We start from the raw sequence: 14,736 nt of genomic DNA, 5'->3' as shown, positions 1-14,736 counted from the left end.
GGAAAACTGATTAGACTTCCGGGAAGAAGATATTCTGTAAAGAATAGCCTTCTGCCAATGTCACAATTGCTCTCTTATATTGCGACCGATAGCCGACAAATTTACCAACTCTGCGTTGTTTACGCGGCGGTTGATGGGTGTTAACACTCTGAACTTTGACGTCAAAGATTTGTTCGATCGCTGCTTGAATTTCTGGCTTTTTGGCTTTAGAAACAACATCAAATGTGTATTTGTTTTGTTCCATTAGCATAGTCGCCTTTTCAGTCAGGATCGGGCGAATGACTAAATCTATGATGTCGCGAGCATGATATTTAGTCACTGTAAACCTCCTGAATTTTAGCAATCGCCGCTGCGGTCGTTACAATTTTGTCCGCTTCTAGCACATCATAAACATTCAGGCTATCTGCCGGAATCATCTTCAAGGAAGGTACATTACGAGCGGACAAATAAATGTTTTCTGCAGGTTCTGCTAAAACTAATAGCACTTTTGCGTTAGATTCGATGCCCCAGCGATTCAAAGCACTCATTAGTTCTTTGGTTTTAGGCCGTGGCAGATTTTCCGCAAAACTTTCTACTACAATTAAGTCTTCGTAACGACTCTGAAACGCGGTTCTCAATGCTAACCGACGTTCTTTGCGGTTCATTTTGATGCCATAATCTCTGGGTTGCGGCCCAAAGATCACACCGCCACCTCTCCAGAGAGGCGATCGAATTGAACCGGCACGAGCTCGCCCTGTTCCTTTTTGTCTCCAGGGTTTTCTGCCCCCGCCTCGGACTTCAGCTCGGGTTTTACTGGCGGCTGTTCCCTGACGACCATTACACATAATCCGTCTGAGAGCCTTGTGGACAATATGAGAAGCATTTTCTTCTACGGCGACTTTTAATTCTAAAGTCGCTTGTCCAACTTCTTCCCCTTGCCAATTTTTTACGACACAGTTAACCATTTCAGATGTCCAAAATATGCCTGTTTGTCGATTGTTGATTGTTGATTGGTGAAATGGTCATTATGGTTGCAAAACAACAAGACGCTCATCACCGACAACGCAACCAACAACAATTTGGGCTTAATTTATTTGCCCACGATTTTGGTCGGGCGAATATTTACCAATGCACCAGGTTTACCGGGCACTGACCCTTTCACGAGAATTAGGTTGCGTTCTTTATCCAGTCGCACCACTGTCAGCTTTCTGGTTGTGACTTGTTTACCACCAAGACGCCCCGCCATTCTTTTCCCAGGATAGACCCGCCCAGGGGTTGTCCCAGCACCAATTGAACCGGGCTGGCGATGATTTTTTGAGCCATGAGACATTGGTCCGCGGCCAAAGTTATTCCGTTTTTGGTTTCCGGCGAAACCCCGACCAATGCTGTTCGATGTCACATCGATGATTTGTCCGGATTCAAAAATATCGACCCCAATTTCCTGACCTAGCTCATAATTTGCTGTGTCTTCTAGGCGATATTCACGCAAGTGACGCAGTAGCGGCGCTCCTGCTTTCCGCAGATGCCCCTGCTCAGGATTTGTCAAATATTTATTGACGGTTTTAGGCGTTTTGGTGTTTAGCTGACGGGTTTTGTCTTTGACTTCACCATAGCCCAACTGAATGGCACTGTAGCCATCAGTTTTTGGTGTTTTAATTTGTGTAACGACGCATGGCCCTGCTTGGATGACAGTGACGGGAATTGCTTTCCCTTCTTCGTCAAATACTTGGGTCATGCCGAGTTTTGTGCCGAGAATACCGACAGACACGGCTTTCTGGTCTCCCCTTTATCTGCACTACAATATGGAGCTTTTCAAGCAAGATCCACAGAATACACAAGCAAGTTCTCCGCTTTTGGGCGGCAAAGTTAGTCTCTTGGTCATCGACCTGAGACGGCTTTGTAGAATTTATGCAATATATCTAGAAGAAGAATAGAAACTATTCTTTGGTCGAGCGATTGCTCTAACCTTGCTTGGTTCTGGCCAGGACTTGAGTAGTAATCTGCTCAGTATCCTTGTACGGCCAATCTGAAAGCGTTGGTTAAGGTTTTTTAGCTAGGATGACGAGCGCTGATTGGCTCTGACTTTCGCTCCTAGATAAATGGATGCCGTTAACTTTGGCGATTTGATTGGCGGACGATATCGCCCATAAGCTCCGGTGGTGACTCTGTAATTAATCGCCGATTCATTGCTTTGGATTCACTTAGGCTGTTGTTCGCTAAAATTAGCTGATAGCGCTTTTAGCTAGTGAGTTTCCCTAATTCCTGAATGGCGATCGCTTAATTTGAGCCACAATTTAACAATATATATAATTTTTAGGCATTTGTCTAGTCTATCAAGAGATTTTTTTGACATTTCCGATCTTATTTGCAAATTATTATATAATTTAAATGTGTAATTATTTTTTTTTATTTGAGCAGGGTAGAAAATATGCAAAACGAGTCATAATGGGTAATGGGCTATGGATTTGATGCAGCAGGTAAAAACAGGGCAAAACTCGGGCTTTTTGGTGATAAAATACTGAAACCCGAGGATAGAGGGTCTATTCTGCTATTGGCAGGTTTAAAAAAATAAACATTTAAAATAACTATTTTATTCGAGCATAACCCCTTAGCCTCTATATCTGCTCTATATCTGGTCTATATCTAGGAGAGGCAATGGATGAGTTTGTTCTCCCAGATACTCCCAGATACTCCCAGATACTCCCAGATATCCAGCCAGATACTCCCAGATATCCAGCCAGATATAGAGGGTGGGGTGATGCCCGCTTGGTCAGTGCTGTTTTTTACACATCATTGATCGCTTACAGGAAGATCGGCAGTAGAAGCGGGAAAGCGAACCGCCCCTAAATTGTATTGATGTGTCACCGCCTCGGAACGGCACCCTACAGAGGCGTTGCGTAAGTCCTGACTTAATTAGTAGATATTTAAAAAGACTCGGAGACAGCCGACCAGTTATACTTTTTGAAGATTTTGGTTGTCTTACTCAGTCCGGCGGTGATTGATGAATTTCTTGTCTCCATCTGGGGGAAGATATGAGCAGATTAGCAGATCACCGTTGGTGAGTGAGTCGGCAAGCGAAAACTATCACAATAAAACAGATCGGGTAGAACTTAACATTTATGGCACTGATTACAACTGGCAAGCCACTGATTCGGGATCTGGAAAAAATGGGATCCGTGGCAGTGTATGCGCCTTTAGAAGGAGGATTTGAAGGTCGATATATCCGGCGGCTGAGAGCAGCGGGTTATACGAGTTTATCTCTTTCGGCTCGAGGACTTGGCGATTTGTCGATGTACTTAACTGGAGTTCACGGGGTTCGTCCCCCTCATTTGGGCAAAAAAGATATCCGCACTTATTTTATTCCGCCGATTTTGAATTATCACTTGGAAAAACTGCCACCTAAATCCAAAGGTTTGGTGCTATGGATTCTGGAAGGTTATGTTCTGTCTAGTCAAGAGATTGAATACCTGACGGTTTTACCGAGTCTGGAACCCCGTGTGAAACTGGTGGTGGAAATGGGTGGCGATCGCTCTTTCCGTTGGACTCCGCTCAAAGATATGTTAATTCCCACCGCTTAGAGTGGTGCGCTTAAGTCTAGAAACTCTGACATACTGCTAGGGTTTAATTAAGAAAAAACGAAAGGGAGAAACCCACAGGGAGTGCGATCGCACTCCCTTTTTTCGTGTTAGGACTAAAGGCACGGGGAATTGATGATTCTGTTCATTAAGCAACCATCAACCCTACCATCGGAGCCGTAACATACTAAAGAATAAGAAATAAAATAGAAGAGAAGCATTGACTTATCTGCTATCTCTCCCTATCTCTCATTGAATTTGATCAAAAATCAACAAAAGGATTATGACAGACCCAGGAATTTTGCAAAACCGTGACTACACCCTGATTATTGACAAAAGCGGGAGTATGTCGATCCAGGATCAACCGGGTGGCAGAAGTCGATGGCAAGAGGCTCAGGAGTCTACTTTGGCATTGGCGGCGAAATGTGAAGAGTTCGATCCCGATGGGATTACGGTTTATGTCTTTGCCAGACGCTTTAAGCGGTATGACAATGTGACGGCGAGTAAAGTGACTCAAGTTTTCCAAGAAAATGACCCGATGGGATCTACGGATCTCGCGGCAGTTCTGCAAGATGCGGTGGATAACTATTTTGCTCGGAAAGCAGCCGGTGAAGCTAAAGCTCATGGGGAAACGATCTTGGTGATCACAGACGGGGAGCCTGACGATCGCAAAGCGGTGATGGAAGTGATTATTAAGGCATCTCGAAAGATTGATCGAGATGATGAACTAACGATGTCTTTTATTCAGGTTGGCAAAGATCCACAAGCCCAGCGATTTCTCAAAGCTTTGGATGATGAACTCCAAAGTGTTGGGGCAAAGTTTGACATTGTGGATACGGTGACAATTGATGATATGGAAGATATGACTCTGGCAGAGGTCTTGCTCAATGCCATTATTGACTAGGAGAATTGATCTAACATGGAGGCAAGTATTTTGCAAAATCGTGACTATACCCTGATTATTGATAAAAGCGGCAGTATGTCGATTCCCGATCAACGGGGTGGTCGGACTCGGTGGGAAGAAGCCCAAGAGTCTACTGTGGCGGTGGCGAGAAAATGTGAACAGTTTGATCCCGATGGGATTACGCTGTATTTGTTTTCTGGTCGCTTTACCAGATATGACAATGTGACTTCGAGTGCCGTGGCTCAGATTTTTATGGAAAATGAGCCAATGGGTCGCACGGATCTCGCTGGAGTGCTGCAAGATGCGGTGAATAATTACTTTCACCGCAAAGCCCAAGGCCAAACTAAACCGGAAGGTGAAACCATTTTAGTGGTGACTGATGGGGAACCGGATGACCGGAAGGCGGTGATCCGGGTGATTGTTGAAGCGTCTCGGAAACTCGATCGGGATGAAGAATTGGCGATTTCTATGATTCAGGTCGGGAATGATGCTCAAGCGACTCGTTTTCTGAAAGCTTTAGATGATGATCTCCAAGGAATTGGCGCCAAGTTTGACATTGTGGATACGGTGACGATTGATGATATGGAGAATATGAGTCTGGCTGAGATGTTGCTGAGTGCGATCGCTGATTAAACTGCCGCTTTAACTAATAATCTGTTAGTTCCTGACTACAGCCCGTTTTCTCTCCAGGGGGAAGACGGGTTTATCGTTGAACCCGCAGAGGAGAAAACACATCGGTTAAAATATGGTAAACGGCAAGTTGTTTTAGAGTGATTTCTATGGATCCTATTGATAAACTTTTGGCTGAGGTGCAGGCAGAATACCAAGAAACCAAGACATCTAATCGGCCACAAAATCTGCAAAATCTGCAAAATCTATTAGAAAAACCAATCGAAAAACCAATCGAAAAACCAAGCGAGAAACCAATCGAGAAACCAATGGGGAAACCAACTCAGAGTTTGCCCAAAGCCACAACATCTTTTACTTCAGATCGAGGATTAGATAATTTGTTGGGTCAGGTGAAATCTGAATTTGACCAAGCCGATCGCTTTGAGGTGGAAAAACGAGCGGAAGAGTTGAAACAAGAAGCCCTGAAACAAGAACAAATTAGAAAGGAAAAACAGGCACAATTAAGGGGGGAAGCAGAGGAGTGGTTAAAGAGTTTAGATCCTTTGTCCGATGAAGGATTCTGGTTTGAACAGTTTGCAGAAAAATATCCGACGAGGTTAGATGCAGCGATCGCTTATTTAGAAGTGATTCCCGCATCTAACCTCGATGCACAATAAGTCATCGATCGGGCTGGATCTTGACTTCAAAGTATTACGGGTTTATTCTGTTTCGGCAATCAATGGTTGTGTCAGCAGTGGTTGATTGGCGATCGCCTCTAACCCCACTGAATCTTGACTTAAAAAATTTGCCCACTGATTGGCATACTGGCTGAAATTTTGCGGCGATTTCCGCCATAGATTCCCTAGAATATTTAAAGAGTCATACCAGATGCCATTTTTGGCATAAAATGCCGCCAATTCGATGCCAGTTTGATTCTGTGGTTGGTTCACAGTCATGGGCAAAGGTTCTACTCGTTTTACCCAGGAAGTAATCCGAGGGCTGTCCGGTCTCATGGTTTGATTACACATCAGTACCATTGACCATTGATAATTTTTACCGATTTCCAGAGAAGGGGCACTTTCGGGCAGCGAAAAGCTAATAATTCCCCCTGTTTGAGGGATAGAAAACTCGTTTTGATAAAGGGTCTGATTGTCTTGATCTATCAGGCTAAAAAATACTCTTTGTGCATTGGTTTCGGGAACATTCGCATAAAAAGTAGGCCGTTCAGCAATCGTTAACCCATGATTATTGTGGGGTATCAGAGGCAAAAAGTTTATCAATAAATTTTGGTTTTGTTCAGCCACATTATCCGATAAGCACAAAGATCCTCCGTCACGAGATGCCCCACCTACTGTATCTGAAGGTTGGTCTTCATCAGGGGGTTCAAAAGTCACTCTTGGTAATGGTTTTATTAATGTCAATGCCTGCTCTTGGCTGGAGAATGAGGCTGGGTTAGCCTGAGTTAATCCCTGATTAATTATAAGCAAAAAATTGAGGGATGCTCCTAGGTAACTCAAAGATAAAAATAAATATTTTTTCGTTGATTTACTCATTTTTTAAACTCCGTTTTTTTTTGTTTTTTTTTATTTAAGCTGGTTTTTGTCAAATAATTGGATGGGTTTATCCTGGCTAGAAAACTATCTAATTGATAATGTTTTTTAAAAAATCGACTGATTAACTATTTATCGGGTTAGACTTATTTTGAGAAATATCAAAAACCCGGTAAATTGAATGTGGAATTGCGGGGAAATCGCCGAGGGCTAAATAGCGGGCGAAGGCGATCGCGCCGCTGCGATGAGATATACGGATTAACCGATTATCAGATATGCAGATGATCTGTCAGGGTTGAACTAATCGGATATGCAGATGATCTGTCAGGGTTGAACTAATCAGAATGGATGATAGAGTAGGGATGCGGGAATTTGTCATCAGGTATGTCTTATTTTATCACAAGCAATATCACAAGCAATATCACAACCAATATCACCAGCAATATCACAACCAATTACCGATGAGGACAAACGGTGCCCAGAAAAAAGGGTGTTGAAATTGACTATTTTTTAAGACCGCAATTTGGGCTTGACGCAATGCTTCGGCTTTGCTGACTTTTGAGGTGGCGATCGCCCGGTAAAATTCACTCATTAACTCTACCGTTGATTCGTCTGACACTGACCACAGGGTGGCTAAGGTACTGCGGGCGCCAGAGCGCACGGCAACCCCGGCTAAACCTAAAGCCGCTCGGTTGTCACCCAAAGCGGTTTGACAAGCACTCAAGACTAATAATTCAATTTGAGAATCCTGACGATCTGAGGTGGGTCTGAGTAATTCATCTAATTCTTGGACATTAATTTTACCATCCCAGGTGAGGAGAAAGGTTTGTTCTGGGTTGGAACTAAATTGACCATGAGTGGCTAAATGCACTATCGGGAAGTGCGATCTATTTATTCTGGATTTCAAGTTAACTTTGGTAAAGTTTTGATTCAAGATGATTTCCCCGTCCACGTTTGCGGCAATTTGCTCTATTTCTAATTCGACTCCTGGTAGGGCGGCGAAATTCTGACGAGGTTTGCTGAGTCCACCGGATAAGACCTGGAGTTTTGTTTGTCGGAGCGATCGCGGGGAGAGTAATTGCAAACCGGGGGCGACAGCAATGGTATATTTTTCGATTAAATACTGTTGACCATCATAAAGAGCAGCCATAGGCAAATTCCGCAGGAAACCATCCAGGACAAAAACTAAAGTTTTGATGTCATTGGTGGCTAAGTCCGCAGCAGCAGGTTGAATTAACCAGTTATATATTTGTTGAGAAATCCGCAGTCGCTCCACGTTGTCATAGGCTGGATTGAGGGATTTTAGCCAGTGTTTCAGTATATTTTCTACTTGATGGGCTGGTATATGGGTTTCGTAGTAACTGAACCGTTGACCGGGCAAGGAAAGAATTACCCCTAAGCGATCGGGTAAAATAATCGCATAAATGACCGCAGCGCTGGGATCGACTTGATCGATTTGTTCGGGAAATACTTCTACACAGCTATTCCGAAAAAAGTTATCCAGTTCTGCGAGGTTTAGTGCTTCGATTATTTCTCTGGCTTGTTGGAGATTTTTTGCGGGATGTGTGCTGATATTTTCTGGGTAATTAAGCGCATCTAACCTCCGTGGGTGAGTTGCAGTATAGTTAGTATTTGTTAATAGCAATGCGACCAGTTCTCGATAGATGGGTTCGACGGTATCTTGAAAGGAAAATTGCAGTTCAGAACCCGCTGCCACCAGTTCTTTGCGGAGAGATTTTAGGGTTTGAAATGCTGAGGTATAAGCAGCGATCGCTTCTGGGATATTTCCTTGTTGTTTGTGAATTCTGCCTAGTTGCCATTGAGCCAGGGCGATAATATCCTGTGCTTGAATTTTTTCGGCTTGAATAATTGCTTGCTCAGTCATTTGACTGGCATCTGTCCATTGGGCTGCTTGTTCGTAAACCGATCCTAATTGCTTCAAAGCATAAGATTCGGCTCGGATATCTTCCAGGTTTCTCGCCCCTTGCACCGCTTGCGCCAAAATTAAGGCAATTTCTTTCAGGTTAATTAGTTGGTTTTGGTTGTTGATATTTGCTTGAGATACTTGATAATGTTTTGCTTTAATTTGAATTATTTTGATTAATTTACTGGCAAAGTTTACTTGGGCGTAAATTGAGAAGCGACTCAACGGTAAGCTGCTCAGAAGCGATTCTATGTGGGGAAGTAAAGCGATCGCTTCTGGCAGTTTTTCGGTTTCAATGAATAAGCTGAGTTGATTGATTTGGACTTCTAATTTACCGATTGTGGTAGTGGCGATGGTGGCAGCTTGTTGATAATATTTTTGGGCAACTTCTGGCTGTTTTAAGGCTCTGGAGGTGTTGCCTAAAGCAATTAATGTAGCACTGATTTCATCGGCGTTGCGAAACTGATGGCGGTTAAGTTGTTGGGATATGGCTAAACTGGTTTCTAATGCTTGTTGCGATCGCTCCCAGGAACCCATAATATATAAAGAAATACCAAAACTGCGTAAGCCTAGGGCTTTAATTGGCGATGCTGGCATCTGTGCCAATGTTTCCTCGATCTGGGTTAAAGTTTGCTGCGATCGCCGATACATTCCCAACTGTTGTAAAGCCTCAGCTTGGTTAATTTTACTGCCTAAAATTCCTTCTATGTCACTGATTTGACTATAGATTTTTTCCCCTTCTTGCCAAGTTTCTAACGCAGCAGCATTTTGCCCTCGATCGAACTGGATATGTCCCCAAGTATTTAATAATAGTGCTTCAACTTTTAGCTTTTTATTAGTCGTTTGCTCCAGGTTATTCAAGAGGTTGCCGCTGGTAAATATTGCCTGTTGTGCGTCTTCCCAATGGCCTAATTCTTGATAAATATTGGCCAGATAGATGCCGATTAATGCTTGACCAAGAAAATCGCGATCGCGTTGATAAATTTCGGCGGCTGACTGCAAAGTGGCGATCGCTTCTCGATACTGTCCACCTTCATATAATCTCTTGCCTCTGGTTAATAATTCGGCAGGATTGATTTCAGCGACTACCGATTTTTTTATATCGGTTGGGGCGGCCTGTTTTTGCCCGGTATTGAAGTTATGGCTAGGAAATGAGTAAGCAACCTGCTGATATTGAGTAATTTGAAAAGTTATTATAAGAGAGATTAAAATATAAATAAATTTATTTTTTAGATTTTTTAAATATTTATTAATGCATTTCATTTTCCCTGTTAAGCGATAAATAATTAACCGAAATTATTGAGGCTCAAACCGATAATCCGGTGATTTGATGCAATTTTAATTCAGCAGGTGGTTTGGTCTGCAAACCTAGAGAATAGGATTTTTAGACCAAACCCCGACATTTTTTCGCAAATCATTGAGAATATTCAGAATTGCGATGGTAGGGCGCATCAACAGCGATCGATAGGTCTAAATTAGACAGAAACCGTAAGTCTGAAAAAATTTAGAGTTCTAGGATAACTGGGGTGTGGTCGCTGGGCTTTTCCCAGGTTCTGGGTTCTTTATCGATTATACAGCTTTGGGCGCGATCGCTTAAATTTTCGGTGAGATAAAAATGGTCAATCCGCCAACCGCGATTTTGGGGAAAGCCGCCGCGACGATAATCCCACCAAGTATAATGTCCAGCATCAGGGTTAAATTTGCGGAAGGCGTCGGTAAAACCGAGATCGAGAATTGCTTGTAAACTCTGGCGTTCTTGTGGGGATGCCATAATCTCTGTATCTTTAGTTTGGCGATAAATATCTCGACTTTCTAAGGCAATATTAAAATCACCGCAAATACAGATATTAGGAGTTGTTTTCAGGGCTACTTCCAGGTACTCGCGCAGTACCTTTAACCATTGCAGTTTATATTCATATTTTTCACTGCCAACCTCACTGCCATTGGGGACATAAAGATTGAGAATCAAAATGTCTTCAAATATGCCAGCGATCGCTCTTTTTTGCTCATCGAATTCAGAAACAGGGTTGGTTGAAGAAACCTCAGAAACTTGAGAAACACGGTTGCTTGAAGAAACCGGGTTTCTATGGGCAAAACCGACGCTGACATTCTGGAGAGGAATTTTGCTAAAAATCGCGACCCCGTTGTAAGATTTTTGCCCGGAAATATAAAGATGATAGGCCAGTTCCTCGAAGGGCGATCGCGGAAAATCAGAGTCAATCACTTTGGTTTCCTGCAAACAAATCACGTCAACGGGATTTTTTTGCAACCAGTTAGTGAGATGTTCTTGACGAGAACGAATTGAGTTAACGTTCCAAGTGGCAATTTTCATTAATTTTGATGGTTGATAGTTGATGGTTGATAGTTGATGGTTGATGGTTGATGGTTGATAGTTGATGGTTGATGGTTGACAAACAACGAACAAACAACAAACAACAAACAACAAACAACAAACAACAAACAACAAACAACAAACAACAAACAACAAACAACCACCAACCATCAACCATCAACAATTAACTAAATATGACAAGTTAAGCCACCGGCTTTTTTGCTAAAGCGGAGGTTTTCCCGGTAGTCTACGGGACAGTCAATCACCGCAGGGACATCTTGTTCTAATGCTTCTTTGAGAATGGGCACTAAATCTAGGGTGTTTTCCACGCGGTAGCCTTTGAGTCCCATGCTTTCGGCAAATTTGACAAAATCAGGGTTGCCAAATTTAATAAAGTTGGATTCGTCAAATTGATTGTGTTGTTTCCACTCAATCAAGCCGTAGCCGCCATCATGGAAAATAATGGTGACGAAGGCAGTCCCCACCCGTAAGGCGGTTTCTAATTCTTGGCAATTCATCATAAAGCCACCGTCCCCGGTTGCGGCGATGACTTTGCGGTCAGGATAGACGAGTTTGGCCGCGATCGCCCCAGGAATGGCAATGCCCATTGCCGCAAACCCGTTAGAAATTAAGCAAGTGTTGGGGCGATCGCAGTGGTAATGGCGGGCAATCCACATTTTGTGCGCCCCTACATCAGAAATGAGAATATCTTCCGGCCCCATCACCTGGCGCATATCATAGACCAGTTTTTGCGGTTTGACCGGATAGGCTTCATCATGGGCATATTGCTCATAGTCGGCGCGAATATCATTGCGAAGTTGGCAACCATAAGGGGCGGCTTTGCCTTGGCGATCGGACCGCCGCAAAATTTCTAACAGGGAATCAGAAATATCTCCCACCACTTCTACTTGAGGAATGTAGCTGCTGTCAATTTCCGCATGATCTGCCCCAATATGGATAATCGGAATACTGCCTTGGGGATTCCACTTTTTCGGCGAATATTCAATCAGGTCATAACCGACGGAAATAATTAGATCGGTTTGTTCAAAAGCACAGGTAATTAAATCGCGCTGTTGTAGTCCCGTCGTCCATAATGCCAGGGGATGAGTGTAAGGAATCACCCCTTTGCCCATAAAAGTATTGGTGACAGGGATTTGCAAGCGAGTGGCAAATTCCGTCAGCGCAGCGGAAGCATGAGCGCGAATTGCCCCATTGCCCACTAAAATTAAAGGATTTTCGGCGCGGGAAATTAATGCTGCTGCTTCGTTGAGGCTTTGGTAAGAGGCATAACTTTTTTCTTGTTTGTCTTTAGTCAGAGGTTGCCCAACCACTGGCATGGCAGCAATATTTTCCGGCACATCAATATGGACAGCCCCGGGTTTTTCCGTTTGGGAGCGCTTAAACGCCCGCCGCACCAGTTCTGGGGTAATGCTGGGGCGGACAATTTGAGCATTCCATTTGGTGACGGGCTCAAACATGGCCACCAAGTCTAAGTATTGGTGGGATTCAATATGCATCCGGTCGGTGCCCACTTGTCCGGTGATGGCAACTAACGGGGCACCATCCAGGTTGGCGTCGGCGACCCCAGTCATTAAATTGGTGGCACCGGGGCCGAGGGTGGAGAGACAAACTCCGGCTTTGCCGGTGAGTCGTCCGTAAACGTCCGCCATGAAAGCGGCGCCTTGTTCGTGTCTCGTGGTAATAAATTGAATCGAAGAATTTTTCAGGGCTTGGAGGACTGCTAGATTTTCTTCTCCGGGTAGTCCAAATATATATTCAACGCCTTCGTTTTCTAAACAGCGCACCAAAAGTTCTGCTGTGTTCATTTCACCCATTGTGGTTTACCTCACGATTTTGCTTGATTGTAGAAACCGGGTTTCTTTAAACTATCTTTGTGACTCAGCCGAAGTGTTCATAGAAACCCGGTTTCTTTAATTCGGGTTTCTTTAAACTATCTTTGTCACTCAACCGAAGTGTTCATAGAAACCCGGTTTCTTTATTCGGGTTTCTTTAAGCTATCTTTGTCAGTCAACCTAGTAGGGGCGTTCTCGCATTCGCCCCTACTAGAAACCCGGTTTCTTTATTTGATCCAAACGGTTTTGACATTCACAAATTCGTGAATGCCTTGAATGCTGAGTTCTCGTCCGTACCCAGAACGCTTGATCCCTCCAAAGGGCAAGCGAGGGTCGGATTTGACTAAGCCATTGATAAAGACTGCACCAGCTTCCAGTTCTTTGATGAAGCGATCGCGTTCTGCCGCATTATTCGTCCAAGCACTTGCCCCTAAGCCAAAACAAGTGCTGTTGGCAAGGGCGATCGCTTCATCAATTCCTTTGACCCGGAATAACAATGCCACTGGGCCAAAAAATTCTTCCGTATATCCAGGGCAACCGGGGGGTAAGTCCGCTAGTAAAGTCGGGGCATAAAAGTTACCGGGGAGATCGCTTAAACGCTGACCTCCGGCTACAACCCGGGCGCCTTGAGAGACGCAAGCTTTAACCAGGTCATCGATTTCTTGTAAAATATCTGGAGTAGCCAGCGGCCCAATGTCTGTTTGTGGATCCATTGGGTCGCCTACTTGCAAGGCTTTAATTTTTTCGGCCATGCGTTGCTCAAATTCATCGGCGATCGCTTCTGCCACAATAAAGCGTTTTGCCGCAATACAAGATTGGCCATTATTAATCATTCGGGCTGTCACTGCCGTGGTCGCAGCGACTTCTAGATCCACACTTTCTAGAACAATAAACGGATCGCTCCCCCCTAATTCTAGGACAGTTTTCTTAATTTGCTTGCCACAATTTGCCGCTAAAGATGCCCCGGCAAATTCGCTGCCGGTTAACGTCGCTGCTTGCACCCGGTCATCTTCGACAATTTTGGCTACTTGACTGGCCCCAATTAATAAGGTTTGAAATACCCCTTCAGGAAAACCCGCTTTTTCCACAATTTCTTGAATGGCTAAGGCGCATTGTGGCACATTAGAAGCGTGTTTCAAAATCCCCACATTTCCCGCCATTAAAGCGGGGGCAAGAAACCGAAACACTTGCCAAAAAGGAAAATTCCACGGCATTACTGCCAGAATAATTCCCAAGGGGTGATAAGCCACAAAGCTTTGGTCGGCATCCGTTGCGATCGGCACATTAGCCAAAAATTCTGGGGCTTTTTCCGCATAAAAACGGCAAACTAAGGCACATTTTTCCACTTCTGCCACGGCAGATTTGAAAGTTTTGCCCATTTCCAGGGTCATCATGGCCGCAAATTCTGATTTGCGCTGTTCTAAAATATCCGCCGCTGCATTCATCCATTGGGCTTTTTGCTCAAAGGGTAGATGCCGATATTGTTTATAAGCCCTTTCTGCCGTCACCAGTTTCGCTTCTACTTCAGCGTCCGTTAGCGGTATAAAGGTTTTTATGGTTTCTCCAGTTGCCGGGTTAATCGTAGCGATACCCATTTGCTTATCTCCAAATCAACAATAAAACTTGTTGTTTGTTACTGGTTATTAGTTATTGGTTATTGGTTACTAGGTTTCTGATTCAAATAACCAATAACCAACAAGTATTGTTGGCTATTGGTTATTGGTTGCTGTTTATTCGGTTTCTGATGCAAATAACAAATAACAATTACAGAGTTTTATTGACTACCCTACTATTCTGTCAAAAATGCAACCCTTTAAATATTAAATTTTAGTTTTGTTTTGTAATTTTATTAATTATTAGTTATTAGTTATTTGTTATTTATTGGTTGTTGGTTGTTTGTTATTAGGCTTAAACGATAACAAATAACTAATAACCAACAACCAACAAACAGGAAACAGGGAACAGGCAACAGAGAACAGTGTTGCAGGGGAGCTTCAGGAGCTTCAGGAG

The 14,736-nt window shown here is 43.7% G+C and carries 12 protein-coding genes; 4 read left to right on the top strand and 8 right to left on the bottom strand.

Features of this window, described 5'->3' with window-relative positions; genetic code table 11:
* Positions 1-10 precede the first annotated feature (10 nt).
* The 3 genes from AM228_RS23750 to rplC all read right to left on the bottom strand — a co-directional run bounded on the left by AM228_RS23750 (position 11) and on the right by rplC (position 1,747).
* On the bottom strand, positions 11-319 hold the full coding sequence (locus AM228_RS23750; protein ID WP_054469415.1) for a 50S ribosomal protein L23: 309 nt from the start codon (positions 317-319) through the stop codon (positions 11-13).
* Entirely contained in the window at positions 312-944 is a 633-nt protein-coding gene (gene rplD / locus AM228_RS23745) for a 50S ribosomal protein L4 (RefSeq protein WP_054469414.1), read from the bottom strand. The genes AM228_RS23750 and rplD overlap by 8 nt, the downstream gene beginning before the upstream one ends.
* Positions 945-1,069: 125 nt before the next feature.
* Positions 1,070-1,747, bottom strand: a complete 678-nt coding sequence (rplC, locus tag AM228_RS23740; protein ID WP_054469413.1) for a 50S ribosomal protein L3 — start codon at positions 1,745-1,747, stop codon at positions 1,070-1,072.
* 1,351 nt (positions 1,748-3,098) lie between these two features.
* Here rplC and ndhN point away from each other — a divergent pair.
* From ndhN to AM228_RS23720, 4 genes are all read left to right on the top strand, one after another.
* Positions 3,099-3,557: an NAD(P)H-quinone oxidoreductase subunit N gene (gene ndhN, locus AM228_RS23735; RefSeq protein WP_054469412.1), complete on the top strand. Its 459-nt coding sequence runs from the start codon at positions 3,099-3,101 to the stop codon at positions 3,555-3,557.
* A 295-nt stretch (positions 3,558-3,852) separates the two neighbouring features.
* Positions 3,853-4,458 (top strand): VWA domain-containing protein, encoded by a 606-nt coding sequence (locus AM228_RS23730; protein ID WP_054469445.1) that lies wholly within the window; start codon positions 3,853-3,855, stop codon positions 4,456-4,458.
* 27 nt (positions 4,459-4,485) lie between these two features.
* The gene (locus AM228_RS23725) at positions 4,486-5,091 is read left to right on the top strand and encodes a VWA domain-containing protein (protein WP_369817800.1); all 606 of its coding nucleotides are present in this window, start codon (positions 4,486-4,488) and stop codon (positions 5,089-5,091) included.
* Positions 5,092-5,237: 146 nt separating this feature from the next.
* Positions 5,238-5,744, top strand: coding sequence for a salt stress protein, Slr1339 family (locus AM228_RS23720; RefSeq protein ID WP_054469411.1), 507 nt, complete (start codon positions 5,238-5,240; stop codon positions 5,742-5,744).
* Positions 5,745-5,786: 42 nt separating this feature from the next.
* Here the strand turns inward: AM228_RS23720 and AM228_RS23715 are convergent, their stop codons facing one another.
* From AM228_RS23715 to AM228_RS23695, 5 genes are all read right to left on the bottom strand, one after another.
* The gene (locus AM228_RS23715; RefSeq protein ID WP_054469410.1) at positions 5,787-6,620 is read right to left on the bottom strand and encodes a DUF928 domain-containing protein; all 834 of its coding nucleotides are present in this window, start codon (positions 6,618-6,620) and stop codon (positions 5,787-5,789) included.
* A 442-nt stretch (positions 6,621-7,062) separates the two neighbouring features.
* Entirely contained in the window at positions 7,063-9,804 is a 2,742-nt protein-coding gene (locus AM228_RS23710; protein WP_054469409.1) for a CHAT domain-containing protein, read from the bottom strand.
* A gap of 241 nt (positions 9,805-10,045) precedes the next feature.
* The gene (gene xth / locus AM228_RS23705) at positions 10,046-10,873 is read right to left on the bottom strand and encodes an exodeoxyribonuclease III (RefSeq protein ID WP_054469408.1); all 828 of its coding nucleotides are present in this window, start codon (positions 10,871-10,873) and stop codon (positions 10,046-10,048) included.
* Between the two features lie 188 nt (positions 10,874-11,061).
* Complete coding sequence (locus AM228_RS23700; protein ID WP_054469443.1) at positions 11,062-12,699, bottom strand: acetolactate synthase large subunit; 1,638 nt, start codon at positions 12,697-12,699, stop codon at positions 11,062-11,064.
* Positions 12,700-12,953: 254 nt separating this feature from the next.
* Positions 12,954-14,321: an NAD-dependent succinate-semialdehyde dehydrogenase gene (locus AM228_RS23695; protein WP_054469407.1), complete on the bottom strand. Its 1,368-nt coding sequence runs from the start codon at positions 14,319-14,321 to the stop codon at positions 12,954-12,956.
* Positions 14,322-14,736: the final 415 nt, after the last annotated feature.

It is taken from the genome of Planktothricoides sp. SR001, assembly GCF_001276715.1.
Classification (GTDB): Bacteria; Cyanobacteriota; Cyanobacteriia; order Cyanobacteriales; family Laspinemataceae; genus Planktothricoides; species Planktothricoides raciborskii.
Note: the sequence above shows the minus strand (reverse complement) of the source record. Positions and strands in the feature narration are given on the sequence as shown.